Source organism: Aeromicrobium camelliae (assembly GCF_003850045.1).
Lineage (GTDB): Bacteria > Actinomycetota > Actinomycetes > Propionibacteriales > Nocardioidaceae > Aeromicrobium > Aeromicrobium camelliae.
The window spans coordinates 1-18436 of sequence record NZ_RQJX01000011.1; the positions used below are offsets into that span (position 1 = coordinate 1).

16 protein-coding genes are annotated in these 18436 nt (G+C 68.4%); 2 read left to right on the top strand and 14 right to left on the bottom strand.

Annotated features, from left to right (window positions below):
• A partial coding sequence (locus tag EHW97_RS15315; protein ID WP_166367459.1) for an HNH endonuclease signature motif containing protein occupies window positions 1–506 on the top strand: 506 nt, incomplete at its 5' end.
• 4 nt (window positions 507–510) lie between these two features.
• Here the strand turns inward: EHW97_RS15315 and EHW97_RS09020 are convergent.
• The 12 genes from EHW97_RS09020 to dop all read right to left on the bottom strand — a co-directional run bounded on the left by EHW97_RS09020 (window position 511) and on the right by dop (window position 14897).
• Entirely contained in the window at window positions 511–3225 is a 2715-nt protein-coding gene (locus EHW97_RS09020; protein WP_124236846.1) for a DEAD/DEAH box helicase, read from the bottom strand.
• Window positions 3226–3234: 9 nt separating this feature from the next.
• A complete protein-coding gene (tatC, locus tag EHW97_RS09025) occupies window positions 3235–4080 on the bottom strand; it encodes a twin-arginine translocase subunit TatC (protein ID WP_243696367.1) in 846 nt (281 codons plus the stop codon).
• A gap of 2 nt (window positions 4081–4082) precedes the next feature.
• Entirely contained in the window at window positions 4083–4355 is a 273-nt protein-coding gene (gene tatA / locus EHW97_RS09030; RefSeq protein ID WP_124236847.1) for a twin-arginine translocase TatA/TatE family subunit, read from the bottom strand.
• A gap of 20 nt (window positions 4356–4375) precedes the next feature.
• The gene (locus EHW97_RS09035) at window positions 4376–5338 is read right to left on the bottom strand and encodes a helix-turn-helix transcriptional regulator (protein ID WP_124236848.1); all 963 of its coding nucleotides are present in this window, start codon (window positions 5336–5338) and stop codon (window positions 4376–4378) included.
• Entirely contained in the window at window positions 5335–6294 is a 960-nt protein-coding gene (locus EHW97_RS09040; RefSeq protein ID WP_124236849.1) for a helix-turn-helix transcriptional regulator, read from the bottom strand. The genes EHW97_RS09035 and EHW97_RS09040 overlap by 4 nt, the downstream gene beginning before the upstream one ends.
• A gap of 12 nt (window positions 6295–6306) precedes the next feature.
• Complete coding sequence (locus EHW97_RS09045; RefSeq protein WP_124236850.1) at window positions 6307–7224, bottom strand: FKBP-type peptidyl-prolyl cis-trans isomerase; 918 nt, start codon at window positions 7222–7224, stop codon at window positions 6307–6309.
• Window positions 7225–7298: 74 nt separating this feature from the next.
• Window positions 7299–8660 carry a Pup--protein ligase gene (pafA, locus tag EHW97_RS09050; protein ID WP_124236851.1) on the bottom strand — a complete coding sequence of 454 codons (1362 nt, stop codon included), beginning with the start codon at window positions 8658–8660 and terminating at the stop codon, window positions 7299–7301.
• A gap of 9 nt (window positions 8661–8669) precedes the next feature.
• A complete protein-coding gene (locus tag EHW97_RS15320) occupies window positions 8670–11612 on the bottom strand; it encodes a hypothetical protein (protein ID WP_166367460.1) in 2943 nt (980 codons plus the stop codon).
• A gap of 18 nt (window positions 11613–11630) precedes the next feature.
• Complete coding sequence (prcA, locus tag EHW97_RS09065; protein ID WP_124236852.1) at window positions 11631–12323, bottom strand: proteasome subunit alpha; 693 nt, start codon at window positions 12321–12323, stop codon at window positions 11631–11633.
• Window positions 12320–13168, bottom strand: coding sequence for a proteasome subunit beta (prcB, locus tag EHW97_RS09070; RefSeq protein ID WP_124236853.1), 849 nt, complete (start codon window positions 13166–13168; stop codon window positions 12320–12322). Before prcB ends, prcA begins: the two co-directional genes overlap by 4 nt.
• Entirely contained in the window at window positions 13165–13359 is a 195-nt protein-coding gene (locus EHW97_RS09075) for a ubiquitin-like protein Pup (RefSeq protein WP_124236854.1), read from the bottom strand. Before EHW97_RS09075 ends, prcB begins: the two co-directional genes overlap by 4 nt.
• Before the next feature lie 20 nt (window positions 13360–13379).
• The gene (gene dop, locus EHW97_RS09080; protein WP_124236855.1) at window positions 13380–14897 is read right to left on the bottom strand and encodes a depupylase/deamidase Dop; all 1518 of its coding nucleotides are present in this window, start codon (window positions 14895–14897) and stop codon (window positions 13380–13382) included.
• A gap of 88 nt (window positions 14898–14985) precedes the next feature.
• Between dop and EHW97_RS09085 the strand changes: the two genes are divergently transcribed.
• Window positions 14986–16158, top strand: a complete 1173-nt coding sequence (locus EHW97_RS09085; RefSeq protein ID WP_124236856.1) for a glycosyltransferase family 4 protein — start codon at window positions 14986–14988, stop codon at window positions 16156–16158.
• 10 nt (window positions 16159–16168) lie between these two features.
• Here EHW97_RS09085 and EHW97_RS09090 read toward each other — a convergent pair whose 3' ends face one another.
• Together EHW97_RS09090 and arc are read right to left on the bottom strand one after the other, a co-directional pair.
• Window positions 16169–16654 carry a GNAT family N-acetyltransferase gene (locus EHW97_RS09090; protein WP_243696368.1) on the bottom strand — a complete coding sequence of 162 codons (486 nt, stop codon included), beginning with the start codon at window positions 16652–16654 and terminating at the stop codon, window positions 16169–16171.
• 8 nt (window positions 16655–16662) lie between these two features.
• Complete coding sequence (arc, locus tag EHW97_RS09095; RefSeq protein ID WP_124236857.1) at window positions 16663–18387, bottom strand: proteasome ATPase; 1725 nt, start codon at window positions 18385–18387, stop codon at window positions 16663–16665.
• Between the last annotated feature and the right edge of the window lie 49 nt (window positions 18388–18436).

Below are 18436 nucleotides of genomic sequence, written 5' to 3' on the forward strand. Positions count from 1 at the left end.
ACCTGCTCGTCGACGCGCTCGACCACATCGACCCCGACAACGAACCCGCCCGCACCCCGAACCTCGCGATCGGCGTCATGGTCCCCGCCTCCACCCTCGCCGGAATCGACGACCAGCCCGCGATCAGCGCCGACCGCGACTGGGTCATCCCCGCGAACATCCTCCGCACACTCGCCACGAGCGGCAACCCGTTCTGGTACCGCTTGCTCGTCGACGACAACGACAACATCCTCGCCGTCAATTACCGCGGATACTCACCACCGGACCACCTGAAAAACGCCATCCGCTACCGCGACGGCACCTGCAAATACCCCGGATGCACCACCAAAGCCACCAACTGCGACCTCGACCACAGAGAACCCTGGCCCAACGGACACACCACCGCCCGAAACCTCTGGGCACTCTGCAGGCACCACCACAAACTCAAAACCTTCGACCACGCCGTCCCCGTCGAGCACGACGGGCAGTGGGCGTGGGACGTCGGCGGAACGATACTCACCGAGTGAGAGGTCAGGCGTTGAGACTGCTGTAGGCCACGACCCCATGCCGAAGTTCGTCGAGCGCGGAACGTGCGGTGTCGCGGACCGCGCCGGGCCCTGCCGCATCAGCCACCTGAGCCATGAGGTCCAGGAGTTGCTTCATGGCGCGGACGAAGTCGCCCGCGGCCATTTCGGACTCGCGCAGGACGATGTCCAGCGAGGCACCACGGCACCACTGCCACACGGCCTGCGCGAAACCGAAGTCCGGCGGTCGTAGGAAGCCCACGTGATGCGAGCGCTCCAGGAGCATCAGCTCGTCGGCGATGCGGTGCATGGCATCGGCTGCGGACAACGCCTTGGGACCCGGGAGTGCGGAGGGCGGGCCGTCCTCGGACCGCGACTCGTAGGTCAGGCCGCTGACGACGGCCGCCAGTTCCGCGGTGTCGAGATCCTCGAAGACGTGCTGACGGAGGCACTCCGCGACCACGAGATCGACGTCGCTGTAGATCCGCTGGAGCCGGCGGCCCTCATCGGTGACCTCGTCACCACGCAGATAGCCGAGCTCGACCAGGACCTCACACACGCGGTCGAACTGCCGAGCGACGGAGTTCGTGCGCTGTTCCACCCGCCGGCGCTGCTGCGCAGTCTTCCTCTCGAGCTTCTGGTATCGCTCGGCCCACCGGGCGTGGGATTCGCGATCAGGACACGAGTGACACGGGTGCTCGCGCAGGTCACGACGCAACTCGCCGATGCGCGGATCCTCGGCCGTCGGCTGACCGCGATGATGCTGTTGCCGGCGGTGCTCGGACGACTCCGCCCGCTCCCGCAGGGCTGACGCGAGATCGCGGCGCGACTGGGGATTGCGGGCGTTGAAACTCTTGGGAATCCGCATGCGATCGCGCGCGGAGACCGGCGTCGGGAAGTCGACCAACGCGAGGCGGCGCGCGTGTCGGTTCGCCGTCAGGACGAGTGGTCGCGGACCTTCACGATCCGCGTCGGTGCCGGGTTCGAGTACGACGGCGACCCCCGCCCACCGGCCTGCGGGGACGTCGATGATGTCGCCCGTCCGAAGCTCGCGCAGCGAGGCGAGGACTTCCTCGCGCCTTGCCGCACGGCGTGCCTTCGATCCGGCGTTCTCCAGCTCCTTGAGTTCGCGACGCAGACGCATGTACTCCATGAAGTCGCCCTTGTCGCACTGCGCAGCGTCGCGATAGCCGGCGAGCGCTTCGTCCGCCTTGTGCACCTGGCGAGCCAGGCCCACCACGGCCCGGTCGGCCTGGAACTGGGCGAACGACTGCTCGAGCAGCTCCCGTGCACGGACTCGGCCCACCTGCCGGACGAGGTTGACGGCCATGTTGTACGACGGGTGGAACGATGACGTCAGCGGATACGTACGCGTCGAGGCGAGACCAGCGACGTGACGCGCATCGAACCCCGGCTGCCACAGCACGACGCCGTGGCCCTCGATGTCGATGCCGCGCCGGCCCGCGCGCCCCGTCAACTGGGTGTACTCCCCCGGTGTGATGTCGACGTGGGTCTCACCGTTCCACTTGCTCAGCCGCTCGATGACGACCGAGCGCGCCGGCATGTTGATGCCCAACGCGAGCGTCTCGGTCGCGAAGACGACCTTGACGAGCCCGCGGCTGAACAGATCCTCGACGATCTCCTTGAACGTCGGCAGCATGCCGGCATGGTGCGCGGCGACACCGCGCGCGATCCCCTCGCGGAACTCGTGGAAGCCCAAGACGTACAGATCGTCCTCGGGCAGGTGCGTCGTCGCCGCGTCCACGGTCGCGAGGATCTCCTGCTGCTCCTCCTCGGTGGTCAGCGTGAGCCGCGCGTTGAGACACTGCTCCACGGCGGCCGCACATCCGGCACGACTGAAGATGAAGACGATCGCCGGCAGCAGACCCTCGGCGTCGAGCTTCGTGACGACGTCCACGCGGTCGGGCGTCTGATAGCGGCTGCGCGGGCGGCGCTGACCCTTCCCGGGCCGGCCCTTGCGAGCGCGCGACAGCTGCCAGTCCTCGCGCGCCATCCGCTCGAGGCTGTGGTTGACCCGCTGCCCATCGTCCTCGAACAGCGGATACAGCCGCCGGCCCACCATGACGTGCTGGTAGAGCGGCACGGGACGCCGCTCCTCCACGATGGTGACCGTGTTACCGCGCACCTCGGTCAGCCACGCGCCGAACTCCTCTGCGTTGGAGACGGTCGCCGACAGCGAGATCACCGACACCGACTCGGCGAGGCCGATGATGACCTCTTCCCAGACCGCGCCACGGAAACGGTCCGCCAGGTAGTGGACCTCGTCCATGACGACGTACCCCAGTCCGTCGAGGGTGCTGGAGCCCGCGTAGATCATGTTGCGCAGGACCTCGGTGGTCATGATGACGATGGGAGCGTCGCCATTGATGCTGTTGTCGCCGGTCAGCAGGCCGACCCGGTCGGCGCCGTAGCACTCCTGCAGATCGTGGAACTTCTGATTGGACAGCGCCTTGATCGGCGTCGTGTAGAAGCACTTGCGGCCGCTCGCCAGAGCGACGTGGACGGCGAACTCGCCGACGAGCGTCTTCCCGGAACCGGTCGGCGCCGCGACGAGCACGCCGTGCCCCTCCTCGACCGCCTGGCAGGCGGTGACCTGGAAGTCGTCGAGCGCGAAGTCATAGAGGTCGCGGAACTGCGCGAGATGCGGGTGACGGCGGTTCGCCCTCACCTGGGCGTAGCGCTCGGCCGGAGAGGACGACATGCTCCCAGCCTACGGGTCAAGCGGCGACGGGTCCTCGATCGACGAGGCCTCGGTGTCCTCGATGGTGTCGTCGGCGCGAGCGCGCCGACGGTCGGTCAGCCGTGCGACGAGCTCGGAGACGAGGTACAGCCCGGTCATCGGGATGGCGAGGAAGAGCATCGTCAACGGGTCGACCGTCGGGGTGGCGACAGCCGAGAAGATGAAGATACCGACGATCGTCCACGGACGGGCGCGGGCGAGTTGGCGCGCCGACACGACCCCGATCCGGTTGAGCAGCACCACGACGAGCGGAATCTGCGCGGCGACGCCGAAGACGAGCATGATCCGCAGGATGAAGCTGAGGTAGTCCGAACCCGAGGTGAGGTTCTCCCAGCCCTCGGGTACGAAGCCGATGAGCAGTTCGACGGCGGTCGGCAGGATGTAGTAGCCGGCGGCCGCTCCGCCGATGAACAGCGGTGCGCCCAGTGCGGTCAGCAGGGCCGCCCAGCGCTTCTCGTTGCGGTGCAGGGCGGGCAGGACGAACGCCCAGATCTGCCACATCCATCCCGGACTGGAGATGACCAGGCCCACGATGAGCGATGTCTTGAGCTGGAACTGGAAGGCTCCACCGATGCCCGACATGATGAGCCGCGCATCGATGCCCTGAGCCTCGAGCTCGGGAGCGACGCGATTGAACGGTTCGGTAAGCCAGTCGAGAATCCACGGATAGGCGATCCACGCCACGACGACGCCGGCGAGGATCGCCAGCAGCCCGCGGACCAGACGCGAGCGCAGCTCACGTAGGTGCTCCATGAGCGGCATGTGGCCGCCCGGGGCCGGTCGCGGCTTGGACGGGCGGCCGCGGCGCAGGGGCACGGCTAGCGGTGTTCGCCGGGACGCTCGTTGGGCGTCGGCGTCTCCGTCGTGACCTCGGACGCGTCGACGGTGCGAGGCGGGGCCTCATCGGTCGGCGGGGTCGTCGATTCGATCGACCTGGCGTCCTCGTCCTGGCTCGCCTTGACCTCGGACTTGAAGATCCGCAGCGCCCGACCCGACCCTCGCGCCAGCTCGGGCAGCTTACGACCACCGAACAGCAGAATCACGATCCCCAGGATGATGAGGATCTCGGTGGCGCCAATTCCTCTGAACATGTCGCTCCTCGATCGGGTACCTATTCATCGTACGCGGCGAGCGCAGCGCGAGCTTGCGCGACCACCTCGTCGGCCAGCTCGCGCGGTTCGACCACGTGAACCAGCCCGGCGTTGCGCAGCACGAGACGGCGCAACCAGCCCAGATCCGAGCCGTACAGGCGTACACGCGTGCGCTCGGTATCGCCGGATCCCTCGACGACCTCGGCCTGATACTCGTCGATCAACCACAGTGCTTCTGGCTCGAGGTCGAGCACCGCGAACGGCGTATCGGGACCGGGCGTGAAGAGAGCCGCCGGGATGTCGCTCTCGCCCTCGGCAGACTCGCGCGATCGCTCGACCGGAAGGTCGGTCTCCTCGGCAGCGACGATGCGGTCGAGGCGGAAGGTGCGGACATCCACGGCGCGGTGGCACCAGGCGCTGAGGTACAACTGGCCCTGCTCGGTGAACACCCGCCAGGGGTCGACGCGACGCCGTGTGCGCTCGTCACGGGCGGCGGTGACGTACTCCAGGTCGAGCTGGTGACCGCGACTGAGCGCCGACAGGATCGTGTCCTTGATTCCGGCGTCCACGTTCGGCAGATGCACGTCGACCGGAGCGCTCGCACCGACCGCACCCTCGAGCTTCGCCAGCGCACCGTCGATCGCCTTGCGCTGATCGCCGGTCGCGGCCTGCCGCAGCGTCCGCAACGCGACGATGAGCGACGACGCCTCGCGAGTGGTGAGGGTGAGGGGACGCGGCATGAAGTCGGCATCGCGGAGGTACACGACGCCGTCGCGTTCGAGCGCGCCGAGATCCACGTCGATGAGTTCGCCGTGGTACTCCCCCACCCCGGTCATCATGAGGACGGACAGGTCCTTGGTGATCTGGGCCTCGGAGACACCGAAGGTGGCAGCGAGCTCGGAGACCGGCACGCCGGCGTTGCTCTGCAGGTACGGCACCATCGCGAGCATGCGGATGAGCCGCTGGCTGGAGGTCGTGGTCATGCCTCCTCCTTCACGGCGGCGCGCAGCCGGGCGATGACGGCGGCGCGCAGCGACTCCGGGCTCTCCACCACGACGTCGGGTCCGAAGGACGCGATCTCCCCCGCGAGGACACGCGTCGAGGCGTACCGTACCGACACCCGGTCGGTCACCTCGTCGATCGATTCCACGTGTTCGGCGATGCGCCGCAGACTCTGCGCGCGCCCGGCGCGGACCCGCAGCATCGCGGCCTCGGTAGGCGGCGCGGGGAAGAGCGCATCGGCGAGATCACGGAGGTTCACGCCCTCGGGCACGACGTAGCTGCCGGCTTCTCCCACGTGCGTCACGTCGCTCGTGACGCGCGAGAGCCGGAACAGCCGCGGCGCCCGGCGCTCGCGGTCGTAGCCGCCCAGGTACCACCGGTCGCGGACGGAGATGAGTCCCCAGGGTTCGACCTCGCGACGGCTCTCCGTGCCGTCGGCCTTGCGGTACGAGAACGCGATCGGCACACGCCGGGTGGCGGCGGTCAATACCGCGTCGAAGGACGGTTCGTGCGCAGAGAGCCGCGGTTCGACCATCCGCATCGCGTCGGTGTCGATATCCACACCGATCGACTTGAGCTTGACCACGGCTGTGGCCGACTCCCCCGCAAGGCTCGCCGAGTCCCACACCTGCGCCGCCAGGCCGATCACCGCCGCTTCCTCGCGGGTGAACGACAGATCGGGCAGTTCGGCCTCGTCGCGACGGATCCGGTAACCCACCTCGTCGTCGAAGTAAGGGTCGCGGCTACCGGTCTCGATGGCGATGCCGAGCTCGCGCAGTTCGTCCTTGTCGCGCTCGAACTTCCGCTCGAAGGCGCCCGGCGTGGAGTCGCGGTAGTCGGCGATGGACTCCCGGATCTGCTCCTTGGTGAGGTACTGGTTGGCCGCGAGCAGTAGGAAGAAGAGGTTCATCAACCTCTCGGTCTTACGCTGCGCCATGCCTTGAGGATGTCAGAAGGCGTCGAGCACGTCGACGACGAAGGTCAGGTCGCCCTCGGGGCGGCCCTGATCTGCGGCGTTCTCGCCGTACGCGGTGTCGACCGGGCAGGTGAGCAGGACACGGCTGCCGATCGTCTGACCGACCAGCGTCTCGTCCCAACACGGGATGACCTGGCCCTGGCCGATGGCGAAGGTCGCGGGCGCCTTACGTTCCCACGAGCTGTCGAAGACCTCGCCGCTGGGGTACTTGCTGCCGACGTACTGCGTGACGAGGGTCTGGCCGGACTCGACCTTCTCGCCCTCACCCTTGATGAGCACCTGTGCCGCGGCGGCGCCCTCGAGCGCAGCCGGCGACGCGTCGGTCTTGCTGACCCCGGTCGGGTTACCGTCCTCGTCGTAGGTCACCTCGGGGCTGTCGGCGGCGGGTTCCTGCTCCGCGCCCGACGCCTTCTGCGGGATCTTCGACACGATGTCGAAGAGGAACACCATCGTGTCGGTCTCCTCGAGACCGAGGTCCGAGGGCCCCTGCAGGAGCGACGCGCCGTCCTCGCCGGTGACGGCGATCAGCACGCGCGACCCGACCTTCTTGTCGGTGAGACCCTTGCTGAAGCCTGGGAGTGCCGTCTCGTTGAGGGTCAGCACCATGGGGCGGTCGTTGGCGTAGGAGTTGTCGAACTCCTTGCCCGTGCGGCCGTTGACGGCGATGTAGTTGACCTTGACGGTGTCGCCCTCGGCGATCTCGTCGCCGCTGCCCTCCTTGAGAACCTCCGACTCGGTCTCGTCGACCGCGAAGTCGGTGCCGACGTCCACCTTCGGCGTGCCGTCACCGGTCACCTCCACGCCGTCCAAGGAGGACGAACCGCCGCCACCGCACGCCGACACGGTCATCAGAAGCGCGGCAGTGGTGAGGGCAACTAGGGTGCGTCGCACAGTGGTTCCTTCGGATCGGGGGTTGTCACGGCCGGTGGCCGAGGACCACCCTAGCCACCGTGACAAACACCCCGTCACATGCTGTCGATCAACCGCTGGACGCGATCATCGGTGGACCGGAACGGGTCCTTGCAGAGCACCGTGCGCTGCGCCTGGTCGTTGAGTTTGAGGTGCACCCAGTCCACCGTGAAGTCGCGCCGGCGCTCCTGAGCTCGGGCGATGAACTCGCCGCGCAGCTTGGCGCGCGTGGTCTGCGGTGGGATGCTCTTGGCCCGGAAAACCTCGAGGTCGGTCGTGATCCGCGCGACGGCGCCCTGTCGTTCGAGCAGCGAGAACAAGCCGCGGTCCCGCCGGATGTCGTGGTAGGCCAGGTCGAGCTGCGTGATCCGCGGATCGCTCCACGCCAGGTCGCGGCGCTCGCGATAGCGCTCGAGCAGCCGGTACTTGATGACCCAGTCGATCTCGCGTTCCACGAGCGACAGGTCGCCGGACTCCACCGCCTTGAGAGTGCGCTCCCACAGGTCCATGACGGCGTCGATGACCGGCGTCCGCAGACCGTGGCGGTCGACGAAGTCGGCGGCTTTGCCGAAGTACTCCGCCTGGATCTCCAACGCCGAGAGCTCACGGCCGTTGGCGAGCAGCACCTTGCGTCGGCCCGTCATGTCATGCGAGATCTCGCGGATCGCCCGGATCGGGTTCTCCAGCGTGAGGTCGCGCATGACCACGCCGGCCTCGATCATACGCAGCACGAGATCGGTGGTGCCGACCTTGAGCATCGTCGTGGTCTCGCTCATGTTCGAGTCGCCGACGATGACGTGCAGACGGCGGAACCGCTCGGCGTCGGCGTGCGGTTCGTCGCGGGTGTTGATGATGGGGCGCGACCTGGTGGTGGCGCTCGAGACGCCCTCCCAGATGTGTTCTGCGCGCTGGCTGACCGAGAAGACCGTCCCTCGTGGGGTCTGCTGCACCTTGCCCGCGCCGACGATGATCTGGCGGGACACCAGGAACGGGATGAGCACGTCGGCGATGCGGGCGAACTCGCCCCCGCGGCTCACCAGGTAGTTCTCGTGGCAGCCGTAGGAGTTGCCCGCCGAGTCCGTGTTGTTCTTGAACAGGTAGATGTCGCCCTCGACCCCGTCCTCGCGCAACCGTTCCTGGGCGTCGAGCATGAGCCCTTCGAGAATCCGCTCCCCCGCCCGGTCGTGGGTGACGAGCTCGGTGACCGAGTCGCACTCGGGCGTGGCGTACTCCGGGTGGGAACCCACGTCCAGGTACAGCCGCGCGCCGTTGCGCAAGAACACGTTGCTGCTGCGCCCCCACGACACGACGCGGCGGAACAGATAGCGCGCGACCTCGTCCGGCGAGAGGCGGCGCTGACCCCGGAACGAGCAGGTGACCCCGTACTCGTTCTCGATCCCGAAGATTCGGCGGTCCATGACGTCAGCCTAGTGCGGTGGGGCCGACATGCGAGTGCGAACGATTCCGGCCAGCGCGAGGACGCCGCCCAGGGCGAGAACGTACAGCGGCAACTCGGGCGGGATCCCCAGGTGCGTGGTGAGTCCGAGCGTCCGCGACAGCGTCCACGGGAGCAGCCCCATCTGGTCGTTCCAGAGCGTCAGGAACTCCTCCAATCCGAGTGCTGCCACGGCTCCGGCGAGGATCAGGAGCGCCACGCCGACAGCGAGCAGCACCGCGCCGGCCCGGCGGGCGGCGAAACCCGCGGCCGCCACGACCCAGCCACCGGCGATCACGGCGAGGACGATGTAGATCGTTCGGCTCGACGTATCGGTCCAGAAGGCGTACCAGTACCCGGTCGGACCGTGCTCGCGCAGGGCGAAGAGGCACACCGCACTGCGGACCAGCGCCGCGCCGCCGACGGCCGCCGACCACCGGCGCCGCGAGCGCCGATCGGTCAGCAGCGCGAGCACGAGAAGGAAGGACAGCCACGCCGTTGCGGCGAGCGCCCAGTGCACGGGTGCCATGCCCCAGGTCCACAGCACCTGGGTCGCCACGACGACGAGCGCAGGAACCACTGCGAGGGCTGCGGGAGAGCGGTCGGGTCGCACGGCCCAGGGCCGCGTCACGCCGATCCAGTGATGCCGGGCGAGGCCGAGGAGCCCGGTGCGCCAGCGGGTCAGTGACGCGGCGGCGCCGAGCAGCAACCACCCGACGACGAGTCCGAGCAGCACCGAAGCCGCCGTCGCGATGAGCCCATCGCGCGACTCGCGCTCGATGCTGGCGTCCGCCGCGACCGTGTTGTACGCCGGGAGATCCACATCCTCGCCGTAGCGCTCGAGGTGCTCGTCGCGAGCGGCGCGGTAACGGTCACGGGCCCGTGCGGCAACGTCGGACGCCGCCTCGTCGCCCGTCGAGACCCACTCCAGATGCCTGAGCTGGGCGGTGCGGTACGCCTCGAGGAGTTCGAAGAGGTTGAGCTGGTACTCGAGGGCCGCGACAGCCTGCTCGTGGGCCTGCGCGACGTGCCACGCGCCCGGCACGGTCGAACGCACCGACGACAACATCGACCGGGCCGTCGCGACGGCCTCGCGTCCCTCGAAGACGGCCTCGTCGACCTCGTCGCCGATCACCGCATGGAGCACCGACCAGGTCGCGGTGTCTCCGGCGGGGACGTCCCACTCGAAGATCCACATCATGGGCGGCGGTTCCAAGCCGAGCGTTCGCACCTCGTGTGTGGCGTATGGGCCGATGTAGAGGCCCTTCGTGATGGCCGTGCGCGACTGAGTCATCGCGTCGGCGACGCGCTGTTGCGTCAGGTGGTCCATCGCGACGGTACTGCGGATCCAGTCACCGGTGATGTCCTCGGCCGGGGTGGACGGATCGACCGCGAGCCGGCCGATGCCGTAGGTATTGAGGTCGTACAACGGCCACCAGCCGCGCACGAGGTAGAGGGCCATCGGTCCTGCGCGCCATGGGCCGCCGTCTTGGGTCCAGGTCCAGACGCCGGTCACGTCCGGGTTCGCCGCCACCACGTCCCGCAGTGCCTCGGCGTGCACGGCCGTGAGGTCGTTCGGCAACACCCCCATCCCCTCGTACTCGCGGCGGCTCTGGAACTCCACGATGCGCCGCGCGCCGGGGATCTCGAGGGTCGGATTGACCGGCAGAAAACTGTAGAAGTCCCCGGCGACGTACTTGGTCGACACGACCAACCGCTCGCTGTCGATGCCGTCGAACACCTCGCGGTACGTGTCCGGGTCCGTGTGCAGGTCGCCCGCGTCGCCCACGCCGACACTCCAGGTGCGGAAGACCAGATCGCGTTCGGCGCGCTCGTGCGCCTCGAGCAGTCCGGTCAGCATCGCCCGTACATCGGCCACCGACGTGACGGCGAGTTCGGACCGCACCGCCCCGGCACCGTCGTAGATCGCACCGGCCTCGCCGATCCGCACGATCGTGCCGGCGATCTGCGGCATCGCGGCGTAGAGCTCCTCGAACGCCGCCCCGTAGACGTCCCAGAACGCGGTCGTCGCGGTGTCGAGGCTGCCGAAGCGGTCGGTGAGGAACTGCTCCAGCGGGTCGGTGAGTGCGAGCATGTCGGTGCGCAGATAGACGTCGAGCCCGCGGTCGCTCGCGTACTGCCACCACGGCCCGAACGCGTCGCGCATCGCCGTCGCCCGCGCACGCAGGCCGTCGTCAGCGGCTTCCGGTAGCTCGTCGAAGCGCACATACTCGAGGAATCCTGGCACGGCCATGGCGTTGTAGCCGTTCGCGAGCGAGTGCCGCACGAACTCCTCGAAGCCGGCGCGATGGCGGTCCAGGGCCTCCTGGTCGACATACGGAGCCTCCGGCAGCACGACGTCCTCGAAGGCGCGGCTCGCATGGGAGTAATCGTCTCCGCCGCGCCACTGCGACTCGGCCGCTCGCACACCGACCGCCCCGAAATCGACCATGCGCAGTCCGAGCTCGGGCACGATCGGATCGGTGACCCACGGCTCCCGCCCGCTGCGGATACGGTCGGCGAGCGCGACGAGCCCGTGTGCGGCCCCCTCGGGCGTCCGGGCGTGCAACACCCAGCGTTCGTCTTCGACCGCGACGAGCTGCGACGCCTCGGCGCCTTCGGGGCCGTCGTCGTCGACGCGGACGGTGAGGGTCGGCTCATCGGCGACCGACACCCACCGGGGGTCGGGCCGGTTGCGATCGCGCATCGCATCACCGAGCACCCGCGCAGCCTCCACGACCTGCGGGTCGTCGACCAACGCGACTGCTCCGATGACAGGAGCTTCCTGCGCAGCGACCACCTCTGCGGCCGCACGCGGCTCAGCGGGTATCGGTTTGTCGCCCACCCGCAGGTCGAGCAACTGCGTGACCGAGTGCGCGACGAGCCAGCCCACCAGCGCGGACATGAGGATCCACGCGACCGCCCGCCGCACCATGCGGCGATCGTAGTGCGATCAGGAGAGAGCGTCGGCCACCACGGGGTCGGCGAGTCGCTTGAACTTTCGCGGTTGGCTGCGCGTGCGGTCCAGGACGGCCACCTCGAGATCGGCTGCGTCGATCGTCCGCGCGGGTGTGACGTCCTGTCCGAGCGCCGTCGCCGCAAGGCGCAGCGCCGTCACGAGGTCGGCATCCGCGGTGTAGTGCTCCGTGAGGTAGGCCTCGATGTTCTCGCTCTGCCCGCCCATGACGCCGTGGCCCTGGACGTCGGCGACCGAGCCGTCGTAGGTCAGGCGGTAGATCTGATCATCCGCCGCGGTGTCACCGACCTCGGCGACGAAGATCTCCACCTCATAGGGCTTCTCTCCGCCGGAGGAGAAGATCGTGCCGAGCGTCTGCGCGTAGGCATTGGCGAGCCCGCGCCCGGTGACATCGCGCCGGTCGTAGGAGTAGCCCCGAAGGTCCGCAAGCCGGACACCGGCGATGCGCAGGTTCTCGAACTCGTTGTAGCGGCCGACCGCGGCGAAGCCGATACGGTCGTAGATCTCGCTGATCTTGTGCAGCGCGCGCGAGGGGTTCTCCGCGACGAACAGGATGCCGTCCGCGTACCGGATGACGATGACGGAGCGACCACGGGCGATGCCCTTACGAGCGAAATCCGCCCGGTCCTTCATCAGCTGTTCGGGCGAGACGTAGAACGGTGCACTCACGAGAGGTCACCTCCTTCGGTGAGCGACGCGACCGGGCCGTCGGGCCGCTGCATGCGCCCGCCGATGACTTCGTCGGCGATCGCGGCGGTCTTGCTCTCGTCCCACGCCCGGTAGCCGTCGGCGGTGATGACCGAGATCAACGGGAAGATGCGGCGGGTCAGATCGGGCCCGCCCGTCGCGGTGTCGTCGTCGGCGGCGTCGTACAGCGCCTGGATGACGGCCGTGACGGCCTCGGACTCGGACATGCCCGGACGGTAGAGCTTCTTGAGCGAACCGCGGGCGAACGTCGAGCCTGAGCCCACGGAGTGGAAGGTGCGCTCCTCGTTCTTGTTGCCGGTGACGTCGAAGGCGAAGATCCGGCCGATCTCCAAGTCGACGTCGTAAGCGGCGAACAGGGGCACCACGGCGAGCCCCTGCATGGCCATCCCGAGGTTGCCGCGGATCAGCGCGGCGAGCCGATTGGCCTTGCCGTCCGTCGAGAGCGTGGTGCCCTCGATCTTCTCGTAGTGCTCGAGCTCCACCTGGAACAAGCGGGTCATCTCCACCGCGATTCCTGCGGTACCGGCGATGCCGACGCAGGAGAACTCGTCGGTCGGGAAGACCTTCTGGATGTCGCGTTGCGCGATGACGTTGCCCATCGTGGCGCGACGGTCACCGCCCATGACGACACCGCCCTCGAACGTGGCGGCCACGATCGTGGTGCCGTGGGTGATGTCGAGCTGGCTCACGTTCGCTCCACCGGCGTTGGGCAGCATCTCGGGCGCATGGGCGCTCAGGAACTCGGCGAAGGACGAGCTGCCGACCGCGCGGAAAGTGTCATCGAGGCGTCCGCTGGCGTGGCTCATTCGCCGCCCTTCTGGACGAAGCTGCGCACGAACTCCTCGGCGTTCTCCTCCAGGACGTCGTCGATCTCGTCGAGAATCGAATCGACGTCGTCGTCGAGCTTCTCCTTGCGCTCGGCATCGACCGTCGGCGTCTCGACCTCTTCGGTGTCCTCGCTGCTCTTGCGAGGGTTCTTCTGCTGATGCTCGGCCATGTCGTCACCCTAGTCCAATCTCAACGTCCCGTGATGGCAGCGAACAGCTCGGTCGCGGTGCCGCTCCTCGCGAACAGCTCCTCGACGTGTTCGGCGGTGCCGCGCAGCGGTTCCATCGTCGGCACCCGTTGCAAGGAGTCGTACCCCGGCAGGTCGAAGATCACCGAGTCCCACGAGGCCGCGGCGATCTGCGAGGCGTACTGCTCGAGGCACTTCCCGCGGAAGTAGGCGCGCGTGTCGCGCGGCGGCTCGCTGACCGCATCAAGCACCTCGGCGTCGGTCACCAGCCGCTCGATACGACCCGCCTGGTCGAGGCGGTGGAACAGCCCCTTGCCGGTGCGCACGTCGTGATACTGCAGGTCGACCAGATGCAGTTTCGCGTCGTCCCAGTCCAGCCCGTCACGTTCGCGATACCGCTCCAGCAAGGAGAGCTTGGCGACCCAGTCGAGTTCGCGCACACATTCCATCGGATCGCGTTCGAGCCGGGTCAGGACACTCTCCCACCGGTCCATCAACGCGGAGGTCTGCTCGGCGACGGGGTCGGCGTCGCCGAGCTTGTCCAGGTAGGTCCGCGCCTTCTCGAAGTAGTGCCACTGCAGTTCGAGCCCGGTGATCGTGCGGCCGTCCGCACGCTCCACGGCCACGCGCAGCGTCGGATCGTGCGAAATCGTCTGCAGCGCCCGCACCGGATCGGCGAGCTCGACCTCCTCCTCGTTGAGGAAGCCGTCCTCGATCATCGCCAGCACGACCGATGTGGTGCCGTGCTTGAGGTAGAGCGCGACGTCGGCCAGATTCGCGTCGCCGATGATGACGTGGAGCCGGCGGTACTTCTTCGGATCCGCGTGCGGCTCGTCGCGGGTGTTGATGATGGGCCGCTTGAGCGTGGTCTCGAGGCCGACCTCGACCTCGAAGTAGTCGGCGCGCTGGCTGAGCTGGAAGGCGTGAACGCTGCCGTCCTGCTCCTGGCCGACGCGTCCGGCGCCGCACATCACCTGACGGGAGACGAAGAACGGTGTGAGGTGGCGGACGATCTGCACAAAGGGCACGTCGCGGCGCATGAGGTAGTTCTCGTGCGCACCATACGAGGCGCCCTTGTTGTCGACGTTGTTCTTGTACAGCACGATCGGGCCGACGCCCGGAATCTGTCCGGCGAGCTCTGCGCCCCGGCGCATGACCGCCTCGCCCGCCTTCTCCCAGCGCACCACGTCGAGTGGCGTGGTGACCTCCGGACCCGAGTACTCCGGATGAGCGTGATCGACGTAGAGACGGGCGCCGTTGGTCAAGATGATGTTCGCGAGACCGAGGTCCTCGTCCGTGAGCTGTGACGGATCGGCGGCCTCGCGGCTGAGGTCGAAACCGCGCGCGTCGCGAAGCGGGTTCTCCTCCTCGTAATCCCACTGGGCACGGCGGGTCAGCCCGTGGGCGGCGGCGTAGGCGTTGACCACGTGCGTCGCGGCGACCATGGGGTTGGCCTGGGGCTGGCCCTGCACGGCGATGCCGTACTCGACCTCGCTGCCCTGGATGCGTCGGACTGTCACATCGTCAGCCTACGCGCGCGGTGCAGGATTCACGGGCCCGTCGTGTCGTGTTCGCCGCCCGAACACCTGGCGCGCAGAGCCTGAAGCCATGAAGGTCGCGATCGTCGCCGAATCGTTCCTGCCTCAGACCAACGGCGTCGTGCACACGGTCTCGCGCATCCTGGACACCGTCCGTGCGCGTGGGATCGAGGCCGTCGTCATCGCGCCGGAGGACCCTGCCGGCGTCCCCGATCGTGTGAGCGGCGTGCCTGTGCGCACGGTCGCCTCGCTGCCCCTGCCGGGGTACCCGGACGTGCGCGTCGCCAGCGGCCCGATCGGCCCCGTCGAGCGACTGCTGCGCGACTTCGCGCCCGACGTGGTCCACCTCGCCTCGCCGTTCGTCCTCGGCTGGCGCGCCACGCTCGCCGCCCACTTCCTCGGGCTCCCGACCGTCGCGGTCTACCAGACCGACATGCCGGGCTTCGCGCGCCGCTACGGCATCCCCCTGGCCGAACGGGCCCTGTGGCGCCGCGTGGACGACATCCACAGCAGGGCCGCGCTCAACCTCGTACCGTCGCACGCCACCTACCGGGCGCTCGCCGACCGCGGGCTGGACAACCTCGTGCTGTGGCGGCGTGGGGTCGACGTCCGCCGGTTCGACCCCGCCCACCGTGACGAGGCCTGGCGTGCGAGCGTCCGCCGCGACGACAGCGAACGTCTCGTCGGCTTCATCGGCCGGCTGGCACCGGAGAAGCGCGTGTCCGACCTCATCGCGCTCCAGCGCCTCCCCCGCACACGGCTCGTCATCGTCGGCGACGGCCCCGACCGACCGCAGCTCGAACGACTTCTGCCCGACGCGGTCTTCACGGGGATGCTGCACGGCGACGAACTCGCGCGGGTCGTGGCGAGCCTCGACCTGGCGGTCCACACCGGTGAGAACGACACGTTCTGCCAGGTGATCCAGGAGGCCATGGCCAGCGGGCTGCCGGTCGTGGCCGCGGGAGCCGGCGGTCCGCTCGACCTCGTCGATCCGAGCCGGACCGGTTGGTTGTACGAGCCCGGCAACCTCGCGGCGATGCGCGGTTACGTCGCGGACCTCGTCGGGGACGACGCCAAACGCCAGGCGATGGGTCGCCAGGCCCGGGCCTCAGTGCTGGGGCGGACGTGGGAGTCGGTGTGCACCGCACTGGTGGGCCATTGGGCGCGCGCCGCGGACACGGTCGGCGCGCCGACGCCGATGACGTTGCGGCACCGGGTCGTGCGTCGGATGGCGCCCCGCTGAGGCGGCGTCGTCAGGCGCCGGGCGCGGACGCGGCCACCGCCAACGTCTTGCCCAGGTGGAGGCTGTCGGGATATCCGGCGTAGTAGCCGAACGGTTCGACGTCGTCGTACCCGGCCGAGCGATACAGCGCGATCGCCTCGGGTTGCTCGAGACCGGTCTCCAGCACGAGTCGGGTCAACCCCGCCTCCCGGGCGCTGGACTCGAGTTCGGACAGCAGACGTCGTGAATAGCCGCGTCCGCGGAACTGCGGGCGCACGTACATGCGCTTGATCTCGCCGTCGGTGTCCCCCGCCGGGCCACCGCGGCGCCACCCGCCCATGCCGGCCGCGACATCATCGACGTAGGCCACGAAGAACACCCCACGTGGCGCCACGAACTGCTCGGCCTCGATCGGCGACGCGTCCCCTGAGGAACCCCCGTAGCGTCGCCGGTACTCCTCCTGCACCTCGGCCGTCATCGCCTCGACGTCGGGATCGTCGTAGCGGGCGACCGTCACCTTGAGCGTCAGAGGTACTGCCCCGTGTTCGCGACGGTGTCGATCGACCGTCCGGGCTCGTTGCCGCCCTTGCCGGTCACGAGCGTGCGGATGAACACGATGCGTTCGCCCTTCTTGCCCGAGATCCGCGCCCAGTCGTCGGGGTTGGTGGTGTTGGGAAGGTCCTCGTTCTCCTTGAACTCGTCGACGCACGCCTGGAGCAGGTGCTGGACGCGCAGCCCCTTCTGGCCGTGCTCGAGCAGATCCTTGATCGCCATCTTCTTGGCGCGGTCGACGATGTTCTGGATCATCGCGCCGGAGTTGAAGTCCTTGAAGTAGAGGATCTCCTTGTCGCCGCCCGCGTAGGTGACCTCGAGGAACTGGTTGTCCTCGCTCTCGGCGTACATCCGCTCGACGGTGCGCTGGATCATCGCCTGCACGCAGGCCTGCCGGTCGCCGCCGAACTCGGCGAGGTCGTCGGCGTGCAGCGGCAGGCGGTCGGTGAGGTACTTGCTGAAGATGTCGCGCGCCGCCTCCGCGTCGGGACGCTCGATCTTGATCTTGACGTCGAGACGACCCGGCCGCAGGATCGCGGGGTCGATCATGTCCTCGCGGTTCGAGGCACCGATGACCAGCACGTTCTCGAGGCCCTCGACGCCGTCGATCTCGCTCAGCAACTGCGGGACGATGGTGTTCTCGACGTCGGACGAGACCCCCGATCCACGAGTGCGGAACAGGGAGTCCATCTCGTCGAAGAAGACGATCACCGGCGTGCCCTCGCTCGCCTTCTCGCGCGCCCGCTGGAACACGAGCCGGATGTGCCGTTCGGTCTCGCCGACGTACTTGTTGAGCAACTCGGGACCCTTGATGTTGAGGAAGTACGAGCGGCCTTCCTCGCCGGTCTTCTGCGAGACCTTCTTGGCCAGGCTCGACGCGACCGCCTTCGCGATCATGGTCTTGCCGCAGCCGGGCGGGCCGTACAGCAGCACACCTTTGGGCGGCTTGAGTTCGTGTTCGACGAACACGTCGGGGTGCAGATAGGGCAGCTCGACCGCGTCGCGGATGTTCTCGATCTGTCCCGCGAGTCCGCCGATGCTGTCGTAGTCGATGTCGGGAACCTCTTCGAGGACGAGTTCCTCGACCTCGCTCTTGGGGATGCGCTCGAAGGCGTAGTTGGAGCGGCTGTCGACGAGCAGGGAGTCCCCGGCACGCAATCGCAGCGCCGCGAGGCTGTCGGCGAGTCGTACGATCCGCTCCTCGTCGGCGTTACCGATCACCAGGGCCCGTTCGCCGTCGGCGAGCAGCTCCTTGAGCATCACGACCTCGCCGACGGATTCGAAGTCGAGCGCCTCGACGACGTTCATCGCCTCGTTGAGGATGACTTCCTGCCCGCGGCGCAGCGCGTCCTTGTCGACCGCAGGGCTGACGTTGACGCGCAGCTTGCGGCCGCCGGCGAACACGTCGACGGTGTCGTCGGCGTTGCGCTGCAGGAACGTGCCGAAGCCCGTGGGCGGCTGCGCCAGCCGGTCGACCTCTTCCTTGAGCGACACGATCTGGTCGCGCGCCTCCCGCAGGGTGCCGGTGAGTCGTTCGTTCTGCGATGTCGTCGATGCGAGTTTGGCCTCGAGCTCGGACACGCGTGGATCGGTGGTGCCCGTCATGGCGAGCCTGCGACGCAGGTGCTCCACCTCCGCGCGCAAGTACGCCAGCTCCTCGGCCGGGCCGGGGTTGAACTGATCGCCTGTGGTGCTCATGAGCCACCTCCTGCTCGATATCGACGACATTACCCGCCGATGCCCTCAT

Bases quoted from the DNA above. Each gene is read 5' to 3' on its own strand.
- EHW97_RS09020 (WP_124236846.1), bottom strand. From the start codon at position 3,225: ATGTCGTCCTCTCCGGCCGAGCGCTACGCCCAGGTGAGGGCGAACCGC.
- tatA (WP_124236847.1), bottom strand. From the start codon at position 4,355: ATGTTCAGAGGAATTGGCGCCACCGAGATCCTCATCATCCTGGGGATC.
- EHW97_RS09035 (WP_124236848.1), bottom strand. From the start codon at position 5,338: ATGACCACGACCTCCAGCCAGCGGCTCATCCGCATGCTCGCGATGGTG.
- EHW97_RS09040 (WP_124236849.1), bottom strand. From the start codon at position 6,294: ATGGCGCAGCGTAAGACCGAGAGGTTGATGAACCTCTTCTTCCTACTG.
- pafA (WP_124236851.1), bottom strand. From the start codon at position 8,660: ATGGACCGCCGAATCTTCGGGATCGAGAACGAGTACGGGGTCACCTGC.
- EHW97_RS15320 (WP_166367460.1), bottom strand. From the start codon at position 11,612: ATGGTGCGGCGGGCGGTCGCGTGGATCCTCATGTCCGCGCTGGTGGGC.
- prcB (WP_124236853.1), bottom strand. From the start codon at position 13,168: ATGAGCCACGCCAGCGGACGCCTCGATGACACTTTCCGCGCGGTCGGC.
- EHW97_RS09075 (WP_124236854.1), bottom strand. From the start codon at position 13,359: ATGGCCGAGCATCAGCAGAAGAACCCTCGCAAGAGCAGCGAGGACACC.
- EHW97_RS09085 (WP_124236856.1), top strand. From the start codon at position 14,986: ATGAAGGTCGCGATCGTCGCCGAATCGTTCCTGCCTCAGACCAACGGC.
- arc (WP_124236857.1), bottom strand. From the start codon at position 18,387: ATGAGCACCACAGGCGATCAGTTCAACCCCGGCCCGGCCGAGGAGCTG.